The 20,105-nt window shown below is 61.9% G+C and carries 21 protein-coding genes and 1 tRNA gene; 5 read left to right on the forward strand and 17 right to left on the reverse strand.

The window, feature by feature from the left end; translation table 11 throughout:
- Positions 1-16 precede the first annotated feature (16 nt).
- Complete coding sequence (locus DFR46_RS03915; RefSeq protein WP_245953659.1) at positions 17-2,461, reverse strand: cyclic nucleotide-binding domain-containing protein; 2,445 nt, start codon at positions 2,459-2,461, stop codon at positions 17-19.
- Between the two features lie 326 nt (positions 2,462-2,787).
- On the opposite strand from DFR46_RS03915, the gene DFR46_RS03925 reads away from it, so the two are divergent.
- Positions 2,788-3,759, forward strand: coding sequence for a tetratricopeptide repeat protein (locus tag DFR46_RS03925; protein WP_245953660.1), 972 nt, complete (start codon positions 2,788-2,790; stop codon positions 3,757-3,759).
- Here the strand turns inward: DFR46_RS03925 and DFR46_RS03930 are convergent.
- Positions 3,756-4,355, reverse strand: a complete 600-nt coding sequence (locus DFR46_RS03930) for a TetR/AcrR family transcriptional regulator (protein ID WP_116235264.1) — start codon at positions 4,353-4,355, stop codon at positions 3,756-3,758. The two genes, DFR46_RS03925 and DFR46_RS03930, sit on opposite strands and share 4 nt — an antisense overlap.
- A 77-nt stretch (positions 4,356-4,432) precedes the next feature.
- Here DFR46_RS03930 and DFR46_RS03935 point away from each other — a divergent pair, with 77 nt between their 5' ends.
- Positions 4,433-5,869, forward strand: coding sequence for an 8'-apo-carotenoid 13,14-cleaving dioxygenase (locus tag DFR46_RS03935; RefSeq protein WP_116235265.1), 1,437 nt, complete (start codon positions 4,433-4,435; stop codon positions 5,867-5,869).
- A gap of 140 nt (positions 5,870-6,009) precedes the next feature.
- The gene (locus tag DFR46_RS03940; protein WP_116235266.1) at positions 6,010-7,389 is read left to right on the forward strand and encodes a class II 3-deoxy-7-phosphoheptulonate synthase; all 1,380 of its coding nucleotides are present in this window, start codon (positions 6,010-6,012) and stop codon (positions 7,387-7,389) included.
- Between the two features lie 55 nt (positions 7,390-7,444).
- Here the strand turns inward: DFR46_RS03940 and DFR46_RS03945 are convergent, their stop codons facing one another.
- On the reverse strand, positions 7,445-8,125 hold the full coding sequence (locus tag DFR46_RS03945) for a DsbA family oxidoreductase (protein WP_116235267.1): 681 nt from the start codon (positions 8,123-8,125) through the stop codon (positions 7,445-7,447).
- 143 nt (positions 8,126-8,268) lie between these two features.
- On the opposite strand from DFR46_RS03945, the gene DFR46_RS03950 reads away from it, so the two are divergent.
- Positions 8,269-8,343, forward strand: a tRNA-Glu gene (locus DFR46_RS03950).
- Between the two features lie 3 nt (positions 8,344-8,346).
- On the opposite strand, the gene DFR46_RS03955 is transcribed toward DFR46_RS03950, so the two are convergent.
- From DFR46_RS03955 to DFR46_RS03980, 6 genes are all read right to left on the reverse strand, one after another.
- Positions 8,347-8,874: a cytochrome b gene (locus DFR46_RS03955; protein WP_116235268.1), complete on the reverse strand. Its 528-nt coding sequence runs from the start codon at positions 8,872-8,874 to the stop codon at positions 8,347-8,349.
- Between the two features lie 20 nt (positions 8,875-8,894).
- The gene (locus DFR46_RS03960; RefSeq protein WP_116235269.1) at positions 8,895-9,266 is read right to left on the reverse strand and encodes an antibiotic biosynthesis monooxygenase family protein; all 372 of its coding nucleotides are present in this window, start codon (positions 9,264-9,266) and stop codon (positions 8,895-8,897) included.
- Between the two features lie 10 nt (positions 9,267-9,276).
- On the reverse strand, positions 9,277-9,735 hold the full coding sequence (locus tag DFR46_RS03965) for a MarR family winged helix-turn-helix transcriptional regulator (RefSeq protein WP_116235270.1): 459 nt from the start codon (positions 9,733-9,735) through the stop codon (positions 9,277-9,279).
- Between the two features lie 460 nt (positions 9,736-10,195).
- The gene (gene ggt / locus DFR46_RS03970; RefSeq protein WP_342769821.1) at positions 10,196-11,989 is read right to left on the reverse strand and encodes a gamma-glutamyltransferase; all 1,794 of its coding nucleotides are present in this window, start codon (positions 11,987-11,989) and stop codon (positions 10,196-10,198) included.
- A gap of 48 nt (positions 11,990-12,037) precedes the next feature.
- The gene (locus DFR46_RS03975; protein ID WP_116235272.1) at positions 12,038-13,048 is read right to left on the reverse strand and encodes a zinc-dependent alcohol dehydrogenase family protein; all 1,011 of its coding nucleotides are present in this window, start codon (positions 13,046-13,048) and stop codon (positions 12,038-12,040) included.
- Positions 13,049-13,873, reverse strand: coding sequence for a crotonase/enoyl-CoA hydratase family protein (locus DFR46_RS03980; protein WP_116235273.1), 825 nt, complete (start codon positions 13,871-13,873; stop codon positions 13,049-13,051).
- Between the two features lie 92 nt (positions 13,874-13,965).
- On the opposite strand from DFR46_RS03980, the gene DFR46_RS03985 reads away from it, so the two are divergent.
- Positions 13,966-14,895, forward strand: a complete 930-nt coding sequence (locus DFR46_RS03985; RefSeq protein ID WP_245953661.1) for an XdhC family protein — start codon at positions 13,966-13,968, stop codon at positions 14,893-14,895.
- Here DFR46_RS03985 and DFR46_RS03990 read toward each other — a convergent pair.
- Genes DFR46_RS03990 through gspG form a run of 8 tightly spaced genes read right to left on the reverse strand, consistent with a single transcriptional unit; the run spans position 14,880 to position 20,101 of the window.
- Positions 14,880-15,608: a type II secretion system protein N gene (locus tag DFR46_RS03990; RefSeq protein WP_116235274.1), complete on the reverse strand. Its 729-nt coding sequence runs from the start codon at positions 15,606-15,608 to the stop codon at positions 14,880-14,882. The genes DFR46_RS03985 and DFR46_RS03990 overlap by 16 nt on opposite strands.
- Positions 15,608-16,090: a type II secretion system protein GspM gene (gene gspM / locus DFR46_RS03995; RefSeq protein ID WP_116235275.1), complete on the reverse strand. Its 483-nt coding sequence runs from the start codon at positions 16,088-16,090 to the stop codon at positions 15,608-15,610. Before gspM ends, DFR46_RS03990 begins: the two co-directional genes overlap by 1 nt.
- Positions 16,087-17,190 carry a type II secretion system protein GspL gene (gene gspL, locus DFR46_RS04000; protein WP_116235276.1) on the reverse strand — a complete coding sequence of 368 codons (1,104 nt, stop codon included), beginning with the start codon at positions 17,188-17,190 and terminating at the stop codon, positions 16,087-16,089. The genes gspM and gspL overlap by 4 nt, the downstream gene beginning before the upstream one ends.
- The gene (gene gspK / locus DFR46_RS04005; protein ID WP_245953663.1) at positions 17,187-18,176 is read right to left on the reverse strand and encodes a type II secretion system minor pseudopilin GspK; all 990 of its coding nucleotides are present in this window, start codon (positions 18,174-18,176) and stop codon (positions 17,187-17,189) included. The genes gspL and gspK overlap by 4 nt, the downstream gene beginning before the upstream one ends.
- Positions 18,173-18,775, reverse strand: coding sequence for a type II secretion system minor pseudopilin GspJ (gene gspJ, locus DFR46_RS04010; RefSeq protein ID WP_162843387.1), 603 nt, complete (start codon positions 18,773-18,775; stop codon positions 18,173-18,175). The genes gspK and gspJ overlap by 4 nt, the downstream gene beginning before the upstream one ends.
- A complete protein-coding gene (gspI, locus tag DFR46_RS04015; protein ID WP_116235278.1) occupies positions 18,772-19,152 on the reverse strand; it encodes a type II secretion system minor pseudopilin GspI in 381 nt (126 codons plus the stop codon). Before gspI ends, gspJ begins: the two co-directional genes overlap by 4 nt.
- Positions 19,139-19,633, reverse strand: coding sequence for a GspH/FimT family pseudopilin (locus tag DFR46_RS04020; RefSeq protein ID WP_116235279.1), 495 nt, complete (start codon positions 19,631-19,633; stop codon positions 19,139-19,141). Before DFR46_RS04020 ends, gspI begins: the two co-directional genes overlap by 14 nt.
- Positions 19,634-20,101: a type II secretion system major pseudopilin GspG gene (gene gspG, locus DFR46_RS04025; RefSeq protein ID WP_116235280.1), complete on the reverse strand. Its 468-nt coding sequence runs from the start codon at positions 20,099-20,101 to the stop codon at positions 19,634-19,636.
- Between the last annotated feature and the right edge of the window lie 4 nt (positions 20,102-20,105).

Here is a 20,105-nt window from a genome sequence, read left to right on the forward strand (position 1 = left end):
CTCCGGGTCGCCATGCTCAGCCTTGCTCCGTTTCAAGCCGGGCAACCGACAGGAATTCTTCCGGCGCAACCCGAATGGCGGCGCCCGTCGGGCAGGCCCGCACACAAGCCGGCCCCCCCTTGATGCCTGCACACATGTCGCATTTGATCGCCTGTTTGGGCGTGTCTTCGGCCACTCTCTCCTCAATCCAGTCATGTTCCGGTTCGCCCGGTCCCGGCCCTGAACCGAAAAACAGCCAGCTCAGCAATGACGGTTTGGGTGGCGGCACTTTTTCCATGCGGATCACGCCATACGGGCAGTTTCTCTGGCAGTTGCCGCAACCGATGCAGGTATCGTCGATAAACACCTCGCCATCATCACCGCGATGGATCGCGTTGGGCGGGCAATCGGCCATGCAGTGCGGGTGCTCGCAATGGCGGCAGCTGGTCGGAACATGGAGATGCGCATAGGTCCGCCCCGCCTCGCGGTTGAGCCGCGACAGTCCCTCATGGCTATCGGCACAGGCCTTCTCGCAATTGTCGCAGCCGACGCACAGATTTTCATCGATCAGCAGGACATCCGTCGCTTCGCCAATGCCGTTCTCGACCAGGAAGGAGGATATCGAACTGTACATGTCGACAACGCCGGAGAAGCTGTCCTTTTTCGCCTCGACGAAATTGTTCACATTTTCGCGCGCTTCGACATCGCTTCGGGCGCGTGCAAGCAGCTCGGGATTCTTCTCAAGCAATGCTCGGAAGGCATGGCCATCGACCTTGATGACTTCCGATTTGATCGCCGCGCGCACCGTTGCCGTGCGCGGCGTATCGTCGAGCACCGCCATTTCACCGACATAGGAGCCGGCCGGCAGGTAGGAGAGGAATACCGGTTTGCGCCCGACCATCTTCTCGACGACCATTGAGCCTGAACGGATCACATAGAGATCGATACCGGTATCGCCCTCTTCGATGATCGCCTCGCCGGCCTTGATCGTCATGATCTCGGCGCTGTCTACGATTTCGGCAATGTCTTCCTTGGTCAGCCCGGAACCGAACATCTGCAACAATTGCCGTTCGGTCGCAATCCGCGTGATGGCATCCCGTGCGGGCGGAACCTGACTTTGCAGCTTGAGCGCGGCCATGCGCGGAATTTCGACACAAATGGAATCTTCCGCCGCAACAACCGTCGAGCCGCGGCGACGCCCCGAAACCAGGCCCACCTCGCCGACGATTGAGCCGCATTCGATGCCGACCGTTTTCGACGGATCATCGGCATCGACCTGCACCAGCACCGATCCGCTGGCTATTGCGAAGAGTGAAGATCCGGGATCGGCACGGTCGAACAAAGTCTCGCCGCGTCGATAAGCCCTGACTTCACTGTCGAGCATGAATTCGCGCATCTGAAGCGGCGTCATGGGTTCCAGGATCGTGACGCTACTGCGCAGGAATTCGAGCCATTCGTCGACGCTTTTGCGGCCGGGCAAATTCTTGAACTTGGCTTCGAGGATCGGTTCGTCGGCGGGTTTGAGCGTCGTGTTGCCATTGATGAACTCGACCACGTCATGGCCCTGGTTCATGCAATGCTTGATCAGCGGATAACCGGCCAGCGCGCCGATCACATACACGCCCTTCTTGCTGCTTTCGAAGGTCGGCGAAAGCACCGGGAAGGCATTGCGGTCCGGGCCCGAAAATTCGGCGCCGCAGGCCTCCACAAAAGCCCGCGGCGGGGCCGAGCCCATCCGCGCGATGACACGATCGCATCGTATCTTGGTTTCCCCGTCGCGCGTATCGAAGGTTATCTCCCCCGTGCCGATATGCGAGGCCGTGGTTTCGGTGAGTATGGAAATGCGTCCGGCATCGCCCGCCGCCAGCAGCGCTTTGACATTGGCCCCCTTGGCCGTCGCGAATTCGGGGCCCCGGTTGACGAGAGTAACGCTGTTATTCTGTTCGGGGTCAGCCGCAAGCCCCAGAGCATTCTCGATACCGGCATCGCCACCACCGATAATCGTGATATGCTCGTCTACATATTCGCCGGGATCATCGAGCGTATACTGAACGACCGCACCGTCATCGACGGGGCAGCGCACCAGATTAGGATTGCCCTGAGTGCCGATGGCCAGAATGATATTTTCAGCCGAAACCGTCTCGCCATCGGCAAAGGTGATCCGAAAGTTGCCGGCATCTCCCTCGACAGCTTTTACTTCCGAATTGAGCCTGACATTGACATCATGACCGGCGGTTTGCTCGTCCCATGTGCCGAGCACGACCTCGCGCTTTCCGGCTTCGAAATCCATGTCCGAGCGCAGCACAAGCTGGCTCGGCGTGGCCATCACATGCTTGCCCTTCTGATATTTGTAAATCGTATCGGAAAGGTGGTCGGTCTTCTCGATCAGGATGTGCGATACGCCAAGCTGCGCGGCACGGGCTGCGGCGCTCAGGCCCGCCGGCCCCGACCCGACAATAGCGATACGATATGCGTCCGCCAATAAAACCCCCTGCCGTCCAACTGCCCCATAGATGGCCGGGTTTACCCCATGCTCATCCCGTAAACTGTGCGCCCGGGCACACCCTAACATCTTTGCCCGGACAAGCTAGAGCTATTGGAGGAAAGTCTTGCTTAATGCGAACCGGTTAGCGGAAAAGCTGACACTATCCGATGGGCGTCGCGGCGCAAATCGATGCCGTGCGACGATTCGACGAGGCCGCATGGCTACCGCGACGGATATAGCTTCCCCGCCTCGATCGGCCGACTGCAATAGCCGCGGTAAATTCCTGCTGGACATGAATCCCCGATTTGTAGACATCATCCTGCATGACATCAGACAAAGACACAGCAAAATCCACGAGCGGCAATATGGCCCGCTACGCCCTGATTGCGGCGGCGGCCGTTGCGACCTTCTCTATCGGCTTCGCGATTGCCCGGGGAGATGACAGGGGCGCGGCCGTAAGCGGCGCGCCCGAAGGCACGGACCAGGCGGCGGCTATGGGCAACGCCGAACTCGCCCAAGCTATCCCGCAGCTCGAGGCGCGGCTCGAAGCCAACCCCGAGGATGAGGAAGGCTGGGCGCTACTCGGCCTCTCCTATTTCCAGACCGGTCGGTATCCGGAAGCGGCCCGCGCCTATGGTCAGGCGAGCGAGCTGAACCCGACACTGGCGCGCTATCATGCGGCCCGCGGCGAAGCGCTGGCCCTAGCGGCGGACGAAGGATTCCCGGAAGAAGCACAGCAAGCCTTCGCCCGCGCCCTGGAACTCGATCCAGCCGATCCCCGCGCGCGCTATTTCGAAGGCGTTCGCAAAGACATTGCTGGCGATCATGCAGGCGCGATCGATGACTGGATTGCATTGCTTGGCGATACGCCGGCAGGCGCCCCGTGGGAGCCCGATCTGCGCCGCCTGATTGCAGAAGTTTCGGCCGAACACGACATCGATGTCGAAGGCCGCGTGCCGCCGCCGGGAACTCGCGCGCAAACCAATGTTCCCGCCGCGGCCACCCAGGCTATTCCGGGCCCGAGTCCAGCGGAAATGCGGGCGGCAAGTAACTTGCCGCAGGGCCAGCAGGACATGATGATCGAAGATATGGTCAATGGCCTCGATCAGCGCCTGACCGCCAATCCGAACGACCCGGACGGCTGGATCATGCTGATGCGGTCCCGCATGCAGTTGGGCCAGTCAGCGCAAGCCGGGGGCGCGTGGCGCCGGGCGCGAGAGGCCGTTGCGGGGAATTCCGCACAGCTCGAACGGATCAATGCGGCGGCGCGCGCACTCGGCGTGCCCGAAGCCTAGTCCTGTACGCGGCGCCAGTTGCCAAACTGGTCGACAGCCGCGTTGATAAGGTCAGGATCGTTGGGAATCTGGCCGCCAAGGACGAGTTGCGCCAGACCGTGAACCAGCGCCATCGCCTGTATTGCGACGACATCCTGCGCCCGCTTGCTCGCCCCATCGGGCAGCAACGAGGCGATATTCTCCCTTAGCGACACCCCCGGCCTGGCCTGTGCCGCCCGGGCGCGCGCCTCTTCACCGGGCGCATCGGACATATATTTGGTCATCACACCGAACAGCGCCGGGTTGGCGACGGCAAAATGAACATAGGCCTGTCCGGTAGCGCGAAACGATTCTTCCCTCGACGATTTGGCCGCCGCCGCAGCCTCCTGCGCATCGAACAGCTTTTCATACCCGGCAAGGGCAAGCGCGCGCATAAGCGCATCCTTGTCCGGGAAGTGTCGATAGACGGCCGTTGCGCTCACGCCGGTTTCGCGCGCCACTTCCCGCAGGCCGATATCGCCATGCGCTTTCGTTTTCAGCAAGTGCAGCCCCGTCTCGATGAGTGCGCTGCGCAAGTCGCCATGATGATAGGCTTGTCGGTTTGCCAATTCTTCCATGTTGACACTGTTACCATTGCTGAGTTAACAGTGTCAACATAACGAATCGCCCATCTGCTCACGCAAGGAATTCCGCCATGGCCAGCGCAATCGAAAAGACTATCCGCAAGACCGTAACGTCCGGTATCATGGGCGTCTCAAAAGTCAGCGCTGCCCTGAAGACCCGCAGCGACGACCATCCCTATCTCACCGGCGTCCACAAACCGATGGAAGCCGAACTCACATTGACCGAACTGGAGGTCGACGGCGCAATTCCGGCGGAACTGGACGGGCGCTATCTCCGTATTGGCCCCAATCCGGTAACCCCGCCAAACGCCGCCACCTATCACTGGTTTCTCGGCGACGGCATGGCGCATGGCCTCAGAATCCGGAACGGCAAGGCCGAATGGTATCGCAACCGCTGGATCCGTTCCGAAGCCGTGAGCCGGGCCCTGGGCGAACCGATGGTGCCCTGCCCCGAAGATCGCGAACGCGGCAGCGCCAACACCAATATCGTGGGTCAGAACGGCCGCACCTGGGCCATCGTTGAAGCCGGCAACAGCCCGGTCGAGCTCAGCGAAGAACTGGAAACGCTCGCCATCAACCCGTTTGACGGCACGCTCAAAGGCCCCTTCTCCGCCCATCCGCATCTCGATCCGGAATCCGGCGAGATGCACTCCATCTGTTACAAGGGCGATGTTGCGGACACTGTATGGCACACGGTGGTCGGGCCGGATGGCAAGGTCGTGCGCGAAGAACCGATTTCCGTCGAGCATGGACCGAGCATCCATGACTGCGCGATAACGAAGAACTACGTGATCGTCCTCGACCTGCCCGTCACTTTCTCGATGAAAACGCTGATCAGCGGACATGGCTTTCCCTATCGCTGGAACCCGGATCATAAGGCCCGGGTCGGCCTGATGCCGCGCAGCGGAAGCAACGCCGATGTCATCTGGCACGATGTCGCCCCCTGCTATGCATTCCATCCCTGCAACGCCTTCGAGAATGCGGACGGCAGCATAACCATGGATATCGTGACGCATGACCGGATGTTCGCAGAAGGATATGACGGCCCGGATGGCTCGCAAAGCGCGTTCGAACGCTGGACGATTGATGCCAAGGGCGGAGTCGTCGAGCGCAGCGTTATCGACGACACTAACCAGGAATTCCCGCGCTTCGATGAAAGGTTGACCGGCAAGCCATATCGCTACGCCTATTGCATGGCCAGCGAAGACAGCGAGAGCGTTCCGGGCCTGATCAACGATACGCGCCTGTTCAAATATGATCTCGAAGCGGGAACCCGCGAAACGCATGATTTCGGTGCGCACCGCCATCCCGGCGAATTCGTCTTCGTTCCGCGCGGCGCAGGCGAGCAAGAGGGCTGGCTGGTCGGCCTGGTGGTCGACATGAACACGGATAGTACGGACTTCGCGATCCTCGACGCCGCGAACTTTACCGGCGATCCGGTGGCGCGGGTCCGCCTGCCCCACCGCATTCCGCCAGGGTTCCACGGTAACTGGGTGGATGCTGCCTGAGCCCGGCCTGACAGCCGCCGCTCCCTGTATCGGCGCGAGTTGGCCAAAACCCGTGCTTTTCCGCAAACAAGCAAAAGCCCGTTGCAATCGCAGATGGGCTCCGTCATGGATTTGCCCGCAATCACCCTGTGGATAATGTTATGACGAAGCAATGGACCCCGAATAGCTGGCGCGATGCCAATGGCATCCAGATGCCGAGCTATACCGACGCGAAAGCTCTGGCCGGTGTGGAAGACAGCCTCGCCAGCTGTCCGCCGCTGATCTTTGCCGGTGAAGCACGCCAATTGCGCAACGATCTATCGGAAGTGGCCGAAGGGAAAGCCTTCCTGCTGCAGGGCGGCGACTGCGCCGAGAGCTTTGCCGAGTTCAACCCGACCAATATCCGCGACACGTTTCGCGTCATCCTGCAGATGGCGGTTGTCCTCACCTATGCTTCGAAAGTACCGGTCGTGAAGGTCGGCCGGATGGCCGGGCAATTTGCCAAACCGCGCTCGTCCGATGTCGAGGAGCAGGACGGCGTCACCCTGCCCTCCTATCGCGGCGACATCGTCAACGATATCGGCTTCAGCGAGGAATCGCGCATACCCGATCCGCAGCGCATGATCCGCGCTTACTCGCAGGCTTCGGCCACGCTCAATCTGCTGCGCGCCTATGCCAGCGGCGGTTATGCGAACCTCCACCAGGTGCATAGCTGGACGCTCGATTTCATGGGCAAAAGCCCTTGGGCCGCCCGGTTCGAGGAACTGGCCGGCCGCATCGGCGATGCGCTTCAGTTCATGGACGCATGCGGCATCGACGCCGACCGCGTACCGCAGCTTAACGGCACGCAATTCTATGTGTCGCACGAAGCCCTGCTGCTCCCCTATGAGGAAGCGCTGACCCGCCGCGACAGCCAGAGCGGCGACTGGTACGACACGTCCGCCCATTTCCTGTGGATCGGCGACCGGACACGGTTCGAGGACAGCGCCCATGTCGAATATTTCCGCGGCATCGCGAATCCGATCGGCATGAAGTGCGGGCCAAGCCTCGATCCCGACGATCTGCTGAAACTGCTCGACACGCTCGATCCGGAGCGCTCACCCGGTCGCATCACCCTGATCAGCCGCTTCGGCCATGACAAGGTCGAGGAAGGCCTCGCCCCGCTCGTCCGCGCGGTGAAAGCCGAAGGCCATCCGGTCATCTGGTCCTGCGATCCGATGCACGGCAACACTATCAAGGCGGACAGCGGGTACAAGACCCGGCCGTTCGAACGCATCCTTGCCGAGGTGAAGGACTTCTTCGCCGTTCACCGCGCCGAGGGCACCTATGGCGGCGGCATCCATTGCGAGATGACCGGCCAGAATGTCACCGAATGCACGGGCGGAGCGATCGACGTCACCGATCAGGATCTCGGCGACCGCTACCACACCCATTGCGATCCGCGCCTCAACGCAGGGCAAAGCATCGAACTGGCCTTCCTGCTGGCCGAAATGCTGAATGAAGAGGGTATGCGGCGCGACAAGGAAGCCGAAGCGGCCTAAGGCTGGGCCAGTTTCTGGCGGCTCAACACTGCTGACAGAAATCCCGCATCTTGGCTTAAACAACCTCGGGCATCACCGCTTCTTCGCGCGCAATTTCGCTGGCGATATGGCGAAAGGCTTTCTCGAAAATCGCGGGCGGCTGGCCGCCATTGATCACATATTCGCCGTTGACGATAATCGTCGGGACGGACTGGACGCCGCGCCCGCGTTGATGGGATTGGGACTGGCGGACATGCCCGGCATAGTCGTCACCAGCCACGATCTCGCACGCCCGCCCGCGGTCCAGCCCGACAGATTCAGCGATTCCAGCGAGCGTCTCATGGTCGCCCATATTCTTGCCATCGGTAAAATAGGCCTCGAACAGCGCATGTTTGAGCGCCCGCTGTTTGCCCTCTTCCATCGCCCATTCGAGCAGACGGTGCGCATCGAAGGTGTTGTAAACGCGAAAGCCTTCGCCCGTGTTCATCGTGAAACCCGCCTCTTCGGCCCGCGCCCGAATCTCGCCGCCCCGGTTCTTCGCCTCTTCGGTTGAAATTCCGTATTTGGTCGCGAAATAGGCCGCCCGATCCATACCCTCGGGCGGCATGTCCGGATTGAGCTCGAACGGTTCGAAGCGGACATAGGCCTCGATATCATCGCCGATATTGGCGAGTGCAGCTTCCATATTGCGTAGCCCCACAACGCACCAGGGGCAGGATATATCGGATATGAAATCGATCTTGAGTTGCGTAGCCATGCTGCCTTCCTCTCTTGTGCCTGCAATGCGGGGGCCGGTGCTGGGACTCACCGGGAAGCCCGATCATAGCATATTCCCGGCGATGAGTTGACCTCTCCCTGCCCACCCCCTAAATCGACCCGCCCGCAAGCACTGCTTGCCAAGGCCCCTTCGTCTAGCGGTTAGGACGCGGCCCTCTCACGGCTGAAACACGGGTTCGATTCCCGTAGGGGTCACCATCCTCATCGCCACATGCGCCGCAGCAGGCCATCGCGTTTGACAAAATGATGATGCAGGGCAGCACCGGCGTGAAAAACGAACAGCGCGATGAACAGGCGTGCGCCGACCCCATGGGGAATGCGCGGTCCAAAGTCCCGGAAATCAGGCAGTGTTTCACCCGTTCCACCGAAAATTATCAGGCCGGCGCCGGAAAGCACCATCATCGCGATACCGCTGGCCCCCATTCCGAAAATCACGACGTAGAACAGGAAATGCACGCCGCGAGAAACGCGATCCTGCCAATCCGGCATGGGTACGGGATCCGGTTTTCTGTCGGCAAGCAACCACCAGCCAGCGCGCGCGGCGGTGAGCAGGAGAATAACGATACCACACGGCACATGGGCGCGCAGAACAGCGGCCTTAGCGGCAGTATCTTCCATCCCTGCCGCCAGAAAACCCGAGCCAGCCAGCGCTATGATGAAAAGAACGCTAAGCCAGTGGATAGTCACGGCCACGGCACCATAAGCTGATTGCGTACTTTTGAGCGGCATAGAGATGTCCTTTCGTGGCGCTAAGCGACACAATGCCCCGGCACGCCAAGCTTCTTGAAGAGATGAGGCGAAGCGATTGCGCTTGCGGGATAATCGGCGATGCGCTTTTGAAATTCAGGATTGGTGAAGGCATTGCGGAAGCACTCCACACTCTCCCAGACGGCATAATTGACGAAGGTCCCGCTGCCGCCGATCGCTTTATGCAGCTGGGTCGAGATATAGCCGGGCTGCGCCCGCATAAACTCGGCATCGTGGGTCCAGGCCGCGAGCAGCTCGTTTTCGTCGGCGGGGTCGACGGTGAAAACGTTGATCAGAACGATCGATCCATCTTCTTTTGTCTGCATCTGATCGGCGAGACTGAAATTTTCGTTGAGCTCTTTAAAACTTGGCACAATGTATCTCCTATTCGGGTTTGTGGATTTCCGAGCGATCGCGGATGGTGCGCAATGTCTGCAGCGCCTGTTCGAGCTCCCCTTCACCGAGTGTTCTCGAGATCCGGTTGACCCATTGCGCTTGAGCCTTGTCGATCTTGGCCATCACCTTCTCTCCGGCCTTGCTGATCGAAAAGAGCGGTGCGCGTTTGTGATCGAGATTGCGTTCGGCGATCACCAGTTCCATTTTTTCCAGGTCATTGACGATCCGCTGGACGCCTTGACGGGCGAGCCCCATCCGGCGGGCGATCTGCGATACAGTCAGCGCCTGTCCCGCCAGCTCCACAGCCCCCATCACCTGCCAACGTGCGCTGGTCAGCCCATGCGGCCTGGTGAGATCGTTGCCGATATCCAGCATCTCGCCATTGACCCTGAATATCTCCAGAATCAGCTCTGTCAGTATTTCGCCCCGGCGTGTTCGTTTTTCCATAAGGCGCATGTTGTCGTATTGACAATATGTTGTCAATAGGTTTCTTATGCCTATTTTAGAATAGTTTACAGAATTTATCTTCTACCTGGCGGAAAAAGCTGACGAAATTTCCGGCACGGGTTTGTAACCAGGAGGAGATGGCTTCCACCGACTGTTGCCATCGCGGCCCGCTCACCGGTCGACGGCACGCCGGATATTCAGGAGCCCGCCCGCGTTTCGCGCGTTTACATCCGGCTCCGGGCCGTCACGCTGTTCGGTCAGGCCGGCGGGGGCCAATCTCGACATCCGGAACGTCCCGAAACAGGATGTTCGGACTTCTATCGAGCGCCTGACGGCTCGGCGATCGACGTGCTCTGCGATGAGCGCGGTCGGCGCTTCTCTTTCAGGCCGAGGACGACTTTCCGGACATCATGTTAAGGGCCGGCGCGGCTTCCAGGCCGCATCCGATCCCGCAAACGCGTCAATAGCCGAGGGCCTGGCCGTCCTTGCGCATTTCGGTCGCGCCCGAATAGACGCCGGTTTCCGGATCGCGAATGATCGCCTGATAGCCGCCGAACATCACGCCATTCTCGACGACTTCGACATTGTGGCCCATTGCGCGCAGTCGCTCGATCGTCTCTTCCGAAATGCCCGGTTCGACATGAAGCGTTCCGAGCAGCTCGGCGCCCGTGCCTTCAAGGTCCTGGGTCGGCTGGCGGCCGCCATCATGGTTGAGCCTCGCGGCATCGCCCGCCTCCTGCACATTCATACCGTAATCGACCATGTTGATGAGGACCTGGACATGGCCCTGAGGCTGCATTCCGCCACCCATCAGCCCGAAGCTCATATGCGGCGCGCCATTGCGCATCACAAAGGCCGGGATGATCGTGTGGAAAGGTCGTTTGCCCGGTGCATAGACATTGGGATGATCGGGATCGAGCGAGAAGAGCTCGCCGCGATCCTGGAACATGAAGCCCAGCCCGTCAGCCACAAGGCCCGATCCCATGCCGCGATAGTTGGACTGGATCAGCGAGACCATCATGCCGCTGGAATCGGCGACGGTCAGATAGGTGGTATCGCCCTCCCCTTCGAGCCGCGGATCGCCGGGCTGGAACGCCGGATTGGCGCGCGTCGCATCGATCTCGGCAAAGCGGCGGCGGCCATATTCCTCCGACAACAGACCCTCGACCGGGATATCGGCAAAGGCGGGATCGGCATAGAATCGCGCCAGATCCTCGAAGGCCAGGCGCTTCGCTTCGGTGATGTAATGCAGCACCTCCGCCGAGCCGCGCGGCCATTGGGTCAGGTCCACATTGCGCAGGATGTTGACCATCTGGAGCGCGGCAAAGCCCTGCCCGTTCGGCGGCAATTCGCACAGCTCGTAACCGTCGCGATATTCGACGCAGCCCGGCGCCACCCATTCGCTGCGATGCGCCGCGAAATCCTCAAGCCGCAGATCGCCGCCGATCCGCCGCATATAGGCATCGATCGTCCGGGCTATCTCGCCTTCGTAAAAGGCATTGCGCCCGCCCTCCGCAATCATGCGAAGCGTGTTGGCGAGATCGGGATTGCGGAACATCTCTCCGGCCTCGGGCGCGCCATCGGCAAAATAGGTAGCGCGCGCATTGTCGAACTCGCCGATCATGTCGAGCCGCTCCTCGAACCGGGCGAGGTTGCGCTCCAGATAATAGGCGATCACCGGCGAAACGGGATGGCCGTTTTCCGCATAGTCAATTGCCGGTGCGAGAATGTCCGCCATCGGTAGCCTGCCGAACCGGCCATGCAGCTCGAACCAGCCATCGACCGTGCCCGGCACGCTGACCGGCAGATGGCCGAAGGGCGGAATGGAATCGGCATCGCCCAGCGCCGAGCGTAAATCGGCATAGCTGCGCCCCATCGGGCTGCGCCCGGACGCGTTGAGCCCGTAGAGTTGCTGCGTTTCGGGATCCCAGACGATGGCGAAAAGATCGCCGCCGATACCGTTTCCGGTCGGCTCCATCAGCCCCAGCGCCGCATTGGCGGCAATGGCCGCATCAACCGCGCTTCCGCCCCGTTGCAGGACATCGACCGCGACCTGGCTCGCGAGCGGATGGGCCGTCGCGGCCATGCCATGCTCAGCATAAACCGGGCTGCGCGACCAGGCCTGGCCAACCGGTCGGCCACCAGCGCCCATTTCGAGAGCCGACGTCTCCGCCCGCTCCTGCGCGAGTGAGGGCGTGAGACCCAGTGACAGTATGGCGGCGAGCGCCGCCAACCGCGTGAATGTCGAAGCCATTTTCATCTCTCCCAATCCATTGCCGCGTGCCTTTGCCAGGCCCGCGCCTTAACCTGGAATATCGATCACAATCTTCCCAAAATGCTTTTGCGCCGCCTGATGCCTGAACGCGTCCGCCAATCCTTCCAGCGGGAAGTGGCTGTCGATTACCGGCTTGATGCCGTTCGCATCGATCGCGGCGATCATGTCGCGCTGATCGGCATGGCTGCCAACGGTGATGCCTGTCATCACAAGATTTTTCTGGAAGAAAAGCGCCGTCGGAATTTCTCCCGAGAGCCCCGTCAGCACGCCGATAAGGCCGATATGGCCACCTGTGCGGCAAGCGTAAATGGACTGGGTCAGGGTTCCGGGGCCGCCGATTTCAACCACGCAATCCACACCGCGTCCGCCGGTAAGAGTCAGCGCCGCTTTGCCCCATTCGGGCTCTTCCTTGTAGTTGATCAGATGATCCGCACCGAGATCGCGAAGCCTGTCCAGCTTCTCGCCGGAAGACGAGGTCGCAATCACTGTTGCGCCCGCCGCCTTGGCGAATTGCAGGGCAAAAATGGAAACGCCGCCCGATCCCTGCACCAGTACGATGTCTCCGGGTTTGGTGTGGGCGGCGACCATGAGGGACCGCCATGCGGTTACAGCTGCACATGGCAAGGTTGCGGCCTCGGCAAAGCTGTAATCCTTCGGCGCCTTTGTGAAGGCCTGTGCAGGGGCGGCGACATATTCGGCGGCAAAGCCATCGGCATGATCGCCGGGCACGCCAAGCCGCTTCTCGTTCTCGCCCACACCATCGGCCCAGCCCGGAAAGAAGACGGACAGGGCATAGTCGCCGATTTTCCAGCCGGACACGCCTTCGCCCACGGCCACGACTTCGCCCGCGCCGTCGGACATCAAGATCCGGCCATCAACCGTCGGGATACCGCCCAGTGCGACAACATAATCGTGATAGTTGAGCGAGTTCGCACTGACCTTGACCAGTATCTGGCCCGGGCCTGCATCCGGCTGCTCCCGATCCGCGATTGCGATATTGTCGAGCCCGCCGGGTTTATTGAGCGTTGCGGCTTTCATCTATGCTGCATCCGTAAAATTGCCGGGGCGCTTTGCCATGCCGGACATGACCGCCTCGATCTGGTTGGGTTTGCCGATCACGCTGGCCTGTTCGCGCGATTCCGCAAGCAGTATTTCCGGTGCATGCTGGTCAACCGACATATTCAGCAGCCGCTTGTTGGCGCGCACCGCATCGGGGCTTTTCGCTGCGATCTCATGCGCCAGCGTCATCGCGTCGGCATGGGGATCGTCGGACAGTCGCGTCGCAAAACCATATTCCAGCGCTTCGGTGCCGCTGAAGATGCGCGCCGTATAGCACAGTTCCCGCACAACATCGTCGCGCGCCAGATTTCGCACGATGGGGATACCCGCCATATCCGGCACCAGCCCCCATTTCATTTCCATGATCGCGTGGCGCGTGTCGGGTGCGGTCATCCGGATATCGGCGCCGCACGCGATCTGGAAACCGCCGCCGAATGCCACGCCATGAACCGCCGCGATCACCGGCACGGGAAGCACATGCCAGCCCCATGCAACCTGCTGGAAACGGTTCGCATCGCCATGAGTCCGCGTTTCGAGGCCGCCGGATTTGGGCGCGTCATCGCCCTTCTTTTCGCTATTCTCAACCATTCCGGCAAAGCTGCCCATATCGAGCCCGGCGCAAAAGGCCCGGCCCTCGCCCGAGAGCACGACGGCGCGCAAACCCGTTTCGCCGCCAAGCCGGTCGATCGCATCGATGATCCCGTCGAACATCGCCGGATCGAGAGCATTCATCTTGTCGGGCCGGTTCAGCCGCACATCGGCAACGCCCTTGTCATCTATGGCAATGGTCACGCGATCGGTCATCAGCTTCTCCTTTACGTCAACTCTCGCACAGTCGCGCGCGGACGCGCAACAGGCGCTTGCGCTTTCCTCATCCCGCAGCGCAAAGAGGTATCATGAAAGGCGAGATGGACCGATTGATCGCGCGCCAGCGGGAATGGCGGGGAGACCGCCTTGCCGTAGCGACCGTCCTCAGAACATGGAATTCCGCGCCGCGCCCTGTCGGCAGCCACATGCTGGTTCATGAAGATGGCCGGTTCGAGGGATCCGTATCCGGAGGCTGTGTAGAAGGAGAAATATTGCTGGCCGCCGCTCAGGTTATCTCCGAGAATCGATTCCGGATTCTGGACTATGGCGTAGAGAATGAAACCGCATGGGAGATTGGCCTGCCCTGCGGCGGCCAGCTCCGGGTCATGATCCAGCCGGTCGGCATGACTGGATTTCCGGAAGCGCTCTTTGCCGAGATTGCAGCGGCGCGCGCAGCCGGCGAGACGCTCTCCACGGCCACCGATCTGGAAACTGGAATGACGAGGTTGGCGGAGCCTGCGAACGATGATCTCTGGATCGCCCATTATGCCCCGCGCCGCCGTTTGCTCATTATTGGTGCGGTTCAGATCGCCCAGTCGCTGGCCCGCATAGCGCGCGAACTCGACATCGAACCGGTCATCATCGATCCGCGAGAGAGATTTCTGACAGCAGAGCGTTTTCCCGGCATGACCCGCGACGACCGCTGGCCCGATGACGCGATAGCGGAACACCGCCCCGACCGCCGGACTGCAATTGCCGCGCTCAGCCACGATCCCAAAATCGATGACCCGGCGCTGGTCGCCGCTCTGGCTACGCCCGCCGCCTATATCGCCGCGCTTGGTTCACGACAAAGTCACGCGGCGCGGCTGAACCGGTTGCGCGCTCAGGGAATTGGCGACGAGATGCTGCAGCGGATCGATGGCCCCGCAGGGCTCGATATCGGTAGCACCGGCCCCGCCGAGATCGCCCTGTCCATCGCCGCGGCGATGGTGAAGGCCTTCGCTCAGAGTTCGCCCTGAACCGCCAGCGCATAGCCATTGGCGCCAGGCACGAAACCGGCAAGCGCCAGTCGTTCGCGCGCCGCATCGTCGACCGCCATCATCCGTAGCTCCGCAGCATAGGCACCGGTCGCATCGATCCTGATCTCGAGCTGTTCCATCCCCGACTGGCTGATCAGCGGCAGCAACAATGCACCCTCATCGCATTGTGCATTGCCCATCAGCATATCGGGAAGCGAAACGCCGCCAAGATTTCCGCCAAGCCGCGCGCGCACCAGCCCTTCGGCCTCCGAGCACAGGCCATGGTCGAAATGAACGGTCACATCTTCCAGTTCGATCCCCGCTACAGGCAGCGGCGCGAACAGCAACGCGGCTGGCAGGGAAGCCTGCATGTCATCCAACCCGAACTCGGCGCCCGAGACGCTCATTGCACCGCGAAAATCGCCAACGGCTCCGGCATCGCTGCCGCTGCGCGCCATGGCTATGCGAGCTCTGCCCACCAGCAACGGGAAAAAGCCAAGACGGGCATCGACATCCCCGACCGCCGCATCGCCAAACTGCGCTTCGACAAGCCGCCCGTTCCAGATACTGCCCCTGGTTTCGCGCGCCGCAATGCCGCGTTCGTCCATGCCCAACCAGCCAAGGCCATGCTGCATCGGAATGAGCACCAGCATCGCAAGCAGGAAGATGCAGACGAAAAGCACCGCGCGGCTCATTGGCAAGGCAATCCGCATCAGCCCTGCCCCCTGCGGAATGTGACATCCACGGACAGCGTCTCGTCCGCATTTGGCCGGGCCGTCAGTGCGTCGACATCGAGCCCGAGCCGATTTTCGAGATCCGCAACCCAGGCGAAGAAGGTCTGGGGGCGAACGGCCCCGATGAGTACCCGCACACCATCTGTTCCGGCTGGCTCGGTTTGCGCGGTGTTGAAACCGACGCGCACCGCTTCGGCCATCACGACATCGCTGATCCGTCCTTCGACAGTTGCGGATGGATTGGCGGCAAACTCCTCGATCTCGGCGAGCCGCGCTTCGACCCGGCCCAGCGCAATAACCGCATGGTCATGCCGGGCCTTGGCGGATTCACGCAGAAGGTCGATCGGCCGGACGATCAGAAGCCAGGCCAGAACCAGTACGGCCAGCCCGGCGGCGACGCCTAACAGCCAACGCTCGCGCACCGTGCGGGTTTCCCACCATCTGTTAAATTGATCGATCATGGCGCATTCACCGTAAATTCGCCGATCTGCAGGCCGCCCGCGTCACGCACGGCGCCGGGTGTGACCAACAACCCTGCCGCTATCATGCGCTGCTGCAATGCCTGTAATTCGGCCTGTCCCGGCGCGGCGGCTGTCAGCTGCAGAGTGTTATCGGCATCGTAGATCATCGCCTGCAGCTCGACCCCTGCGGTATCCCGGATGGCCGCAAAAGCGGCACTGGCCTGTTCGCCATAGCCCGGTCCCCCGCCCAGTCCGGCAAGCTGCGCCCGGAGTTGGGTTTCGGGATTTACAATCTCGACAGTGCCTGGGATCGCATCGCGCGCGCGCTCCATCGCTTCGCGCTCCAACGCGTCGGCGGCGAAGCTGTACCGCGCAATCATCGTCAGCTGGATCAGCAGGGTTACCAGGAGGATCGTCGCCGCGAGCAGCGCAACCCGGCGGACATAGGCATTGTCGAGCTTCCATTGCCGGCGTTTGGCATAGTCGCCCTGCCTCAGATTGAGCGGGGCATCGGCCAGCATTGCGCCGACTTCCCCCTCGAAATCCTCCGCGCCCAGCGCTTCGCTCGGCTCGTCTCCGATCAGCAACGCAGCGATTTCCGGTTCGGCGGCAAAGGCGCGGGTCTGCCCGCGCACCGAGCAGAGCCCTGCCCTACGAAAGACATGCACCCCTGTTTCAGGCGGCGCCATCAGCACCGGTTCGGGGACGATGCCGTCAGGATCGATCCCGAGTGCGGCAGCCGCGCCGAGCCAGCTGTCCATCTTCGCCCGGGCCGTGACGGCAAGCCAGCGATGGCCCTCCTCATCGGCCTGTCCAAAGGCAATATGCGTCGCTTCAAGAGGCTCGGCGCTAACCTCGTCCGCCATGATCCGGGCTGCGGCCATGGTTTGCGCCGGGGCCAGTCCGGCGGGAATATCCGCCCAGTGCAACGCGACATCGCTGCCGGGCACCACAAGGATTACCATTTCCGGATCGTCCGTATCGGGATCGAAAGCGAGCGTATCGAAGCCGGGTTTGCGGGCAACGCAACGCCCACCTGCAAGCCGCATCCAGCCGGGTTCCTCGCCGAGAAAAAGCAGAAGGAAGCGTTCCTCGCTCATTCGTCGCGCCCCCAGCGGCGCGACACAATTCGCGCTGGCGCAACGCTCGCATCGATCAGCGCAGACTGCTGCATCGCGACCTCGCCAAGCCGCACATCGAGTGCCAGCCGGAAATAACGGGTTCGGATCTGCGGCTGGCCGATCACTTCGCTCATCGGTTCCTGATTGGCGAGCACCGGCTGGCTCCAGAAATCGGCGATCGAGTTCCAGCCACCCTCGGGGCGCGCGGCTATCACCTGGCTGGCGCCATTGGCATCGAGACGGTTGGGCAGAAGCATGGCGATAAGCGGGGCCTGTTCAGGAAGCAGGGTATTCACATTGATCGGCGACAACTCGGTGGTCGGCAGCGCGCAGAGCCAAGGGCGCATTCGCTCATAATAGGCGGGGGTGACGCCCGCAACCGCGCGCAGTTCGCTCACTTCGGCAAGCATCGTGTTTCCCGTGCGGTAGGCGGTATCGGACTGGCCGTAACTGCGATCCTCATGGCCCTGACGTGCCGGAACGGAATCTGCATCGATCCAGTCTGCCAGCGACCAGGCGATCCGCTCGGCATCGCCGCGCGGAATCCTGAGCGCCGTCATCAGTGCCGAAAACTGGATGACCCCGACCTGATCCGTGGTCAGCGCAGCCGGATCGTCGCCGCGCGCCACACTATTCAGATTGAAACAGTTGCTGCCGTCCCAGAGCCGCGCCAGCGCCACGCCGCCATCAGGCAAGGGGAGCGCTGTTTCCCGGCCGAGCCAGTCACCGGCCAGCGTTGTCTTGCCGCGGTCGCGCGCGAGCAGGTCGTTGACCCTGAGCACCGCCAGCGATTCCGCGCCGGTCGCAAAAGCGCGCGACTGGTCCAGCGCCGCGATGTTCCCGGCAAGCCGCGTCGCCCGTTGTAGTCGTTCAAGCGATGCGGCGGCCAACGCCGCCATGATGGCCACGAGGAGCAGCACGGCGAGCAGTGCCGCGCCCTCTTCGGAAGGTTTGCCCGGCCTCACGCTGTCGCCCCTGTCTGAAAAAGCTGGCGCACGGGCCCAAGCCCTTCAATCTCTACGATCAACTCCACCGCATCGGGCAGCTCAGTGGCCAGGGTCGGGTCCCAGCGATCCCGCCATTCCCCGTCGCTGCGATAGCGCAGGGCAATGCTCTCGATACCCGATACCAGCTGCGCCGCAGGCAGCGGTTCCGCGCCGTCGACATAGGGATAGGCCTGCCGTTCCAGCACGCCCCCGACCAGCCGGTAATCGACTTTCTGGAGCGAGGCCCGTGGCTCTCCGTCATGGTTGGACCAGCCGCGCCGAACAAAGCTGATCAGCAGGTCGCCATCGGCCCCGCCACCGCCGAAAAAGGCATTTTGCCGCGCGCCGGCCTGGTCGCGCGCGGGACGCGGGGCAATCTGGCCAAGGTCATTGGTCAGCGACGCGTTCATGCGCCGGATGGAGCTCATATCGGCCAGGGCTTCGCGCGATGCCGCTTGCGAATCCACGCTAAAACCCAGCAGCGCCACCCCGGCGGCCGACACTATGCCGAAGATGAACAGCGCCACCATCAGTTCGACGAGCGTAAAGCCCGCCTGGGAGTGGCCGGATCGCATCATTGCGCGGCAAACCGGAAAATGGTGAGGTCGGCAGCGTGCGCTCCCGCTTCGTCGATCACCGCAATCTCGATCTGTAGGATCCGTTCCTCGGGCGATGCCCCCGTCACGCGCGTCCATTGCCAGTTGCGACCACCATTGGCTTCCTCGCCCGAAGCCGTCCCAATGGAAGGCGGCGCGGGATCGGTCAGCGTTTCCACCGCCACATTGTGCGCAACAATCTGGCCGAATGTGCGGTCTGCAATATGGTTGGTGTTGGTCACCGTCACTGTCTCAAGATTGAGAAGCGCCAGCGCGGCAATGCTGAACACGGCAAGCGCCACGAGCATTTCGAGCAGGGTGAAGCCTGCTTGAAGGGACGGCCGGCTAGCCCGCGACATTGATCGTCCCGTCCGCGCCGATGGCGACGCTTACGCTGTTGTCTCCGCGTGCCAATGTGACATCGAGTGGCCCATTCAGTCCGGTGGCGTCGAATATAATCCGCGTCCGCTCGCCATCTTGCTGGGCAATCGAAACGGCAGTGTCTTCCGGCCACTGCCTGTCCTGAAACGGCGGTATCGTCATCGGAGACCATTCGTCACCGTCATAGCGTTCGAATCCATAACCGGCTGGCGACACCCAGAGAGCGGTATCCCGCATCTCGACGATGGCAATTTCCTGCGCGGCATTGGCGCGCGCTGCAAACGCCTCCCCTTCGTCGATCAGCCGGCCGCGCGGATCGGGCATCACTAAGACGATCGCCGCCGACAACACCCCCAGGATCACCAGCACGACCATCAGCTCGGTCAGCGTGAATCCCTGCTCGTTGGCACAGCCACGCCGCTCAGGCCTGTTCCGGCGAAGGGTGAACGGGCTTTTCATTTATTGCCAGTTGCCGATATCTGCATTTTCGCCTTCGCCGCCGGGTTGGCCGTCTGCGCCATAGGTAAAGATATCATAGGGGCCGCCGCCCTGCGTTCCGGGCATCGCGTACTGATAGGGATTGCCCCAGGGATCGTCGGGCAGGCGGCGGATATAGCCGCCCTGGCGATAGCGCTGCGGCTGGGCGAGATCGGACGGCGGCGTCGTCAGCGCGGCCAACCCCTGCTCGGTGCGCGGATAGGCCATATTGTCGAGCCGGTACTGGTCGAGCGCCGAGCCCAATGTGTCGATATCGGCGGCCACCTTGGTCGAATTGGCCTGACCGAGAAGCGGCATGACGTTGAGGATAACGACGGTCGACAACAGCCCCAGGATCACGAGCACGACCATGAGTTCGGTCAGCGTGAATCCGTTTTCCTTCTTTGCGTCATTGACGAGCTGGCGGCGGAGAAATGAAACAAGCGACATAGTG

The organism is Parasphingopyxis lamellibrachiae, assembly GCF_003385775.1.
Classification (GTDB): domain Bacteria; phylum Pseudomonadota; class Alphaproteobacteria; order Sphingomonadales; family Sphingomonadaceae; genus Parasphingopyxis; species Parasphingopyxis lamellibrachiae.

Excerpts from the sequence above, each read along its gene's own strand:
- DFR46_RS03930 (WP_116235264.1), bottom strand. The coding sequence starts at position 4,355 with ATGGAAGAATTGGCAAACCGACAAGCCTATCATCATGGCGACTTGCGC.
- gspJ (WP_162843387.1), bottom strand. The coding sequence starts at position 18,775 with ATGATGCGATCCGGCCACTCCCAGGCGGGCTTTACGCTCGTCGAACTG.
- DFR46_RS03980 (WP_116235273.1), bottom strand. The coding sequence starts at position 13,873 with ATGACCGATCGCGTGACCATTGCCATAGATGACAAGGGCGTTGCCGAT.
- DFR46_RS03955 (WP_116235268.1), bottom strand. The coding sequence starts at position 8,874 with ATGCCGCTCAAAAGTACGCAATCAGCTTATGGTGCCGTGGCCGTGACT.
- DFR46_RS03935 (WP_116235265.1), top strand. The coding sequence starts at position 4,433 with ATGGCCAGCGCAATCGAAAAGACTATCCGCAAGACCGTAACGTCCGGT.
- DFR46_RS03975 (WP_116235272.1), bottom strand. The coding sequence starts at position 13,048 with ATGAAAGCCGCAACGCTCAATAAACCCGGCGGGCTCGACAATATCGCA.
- DFR46_RS03990 (WP_116235274.1), bottom strand. The coding sequence starts at position 15,608 with ATGCGGATTGCCTTGCCAATGAGCCGCGCGGTGCTTTTCGTCTGCATC.
- gspM (WP_116235275.1), bottom strand. The coding sequence starts at position 16,090 with ATGATCGATCAATTTAACAGATGGTGGGAAACCCGCACGGTGCGCGAG.
- DFR46_RS03985 (WP_245953661.1), top strand. The coding sequence starts at position 13,966 with ATGAAAGGCGAGATGGACCGATTGATCGCGCGCCAGCGGGAATGGCGG.
- DFR46_RS04020 (WP_116235279.1), bottom strand. The coding sequence starts at position 19,633 with ATGAAAAGCCCGTTCACCCTTCGCCGGAACAGGCCTGAGCGGCGTGGC.
- gspG (WP_116235280.1), bottom strand. The coding sequence starts at position 20,101 with ATGTCGCTTGTTTCATTTCTCCGCCGCCAGCTCGTCAATGACGCAAAG.
- DFR46_RS03965 (WP_116235270.1), bottom strand. The coding sequence starts at position 9,735 with ATGGAAAAACGAACACGCCGGGGCGAAATACTGACAGAGCTGATTCTG.
- DFR46_RS03940 (WP_116235266.1), top strand. The coding sequence starts at position 6,010 with ATGACGAAGCAATGGACCCCGAATAGCTGGCGCGATGCCAATGGCATC.
- DFR46_RS03925 (WP_245953660.1), top strand. The coding sequence starts at position 2,788 with ATGACATCAGACAAAGACACAGCAAAATCCACGAGCGGCAATATGGCC.
- gspL (WP_116235276.1), bottom strand. The coding sequence starts at position 17,190 with ATGAGCGAGGAACGCTTCCTTCTGCTTTTTCTCGGCGAGGAACCCGGC.
- gspI (WP_116235278.1), bottom strand. The coding sequence starts at position 19,152 with ATGTCGCGGGCTAGCCGGCCGTCCCTTCAAGCAGGCTTCACCCTGCTC.
- DFR46_RS03945 (WP_116235267.1), bottom strand. The coding sequence starts at position 8,125 with ATGGCTACGCAACTCAAGATCGATTTCATATCCGATATATCCTGCCCC.
- ggt (WP_342769821.1), bottom strand. The coding sequence starts at position 11,989 with ATGGCTTCGACATTCACGCGGTTGGCGGCGCTCGCCGCCATACTGTCA.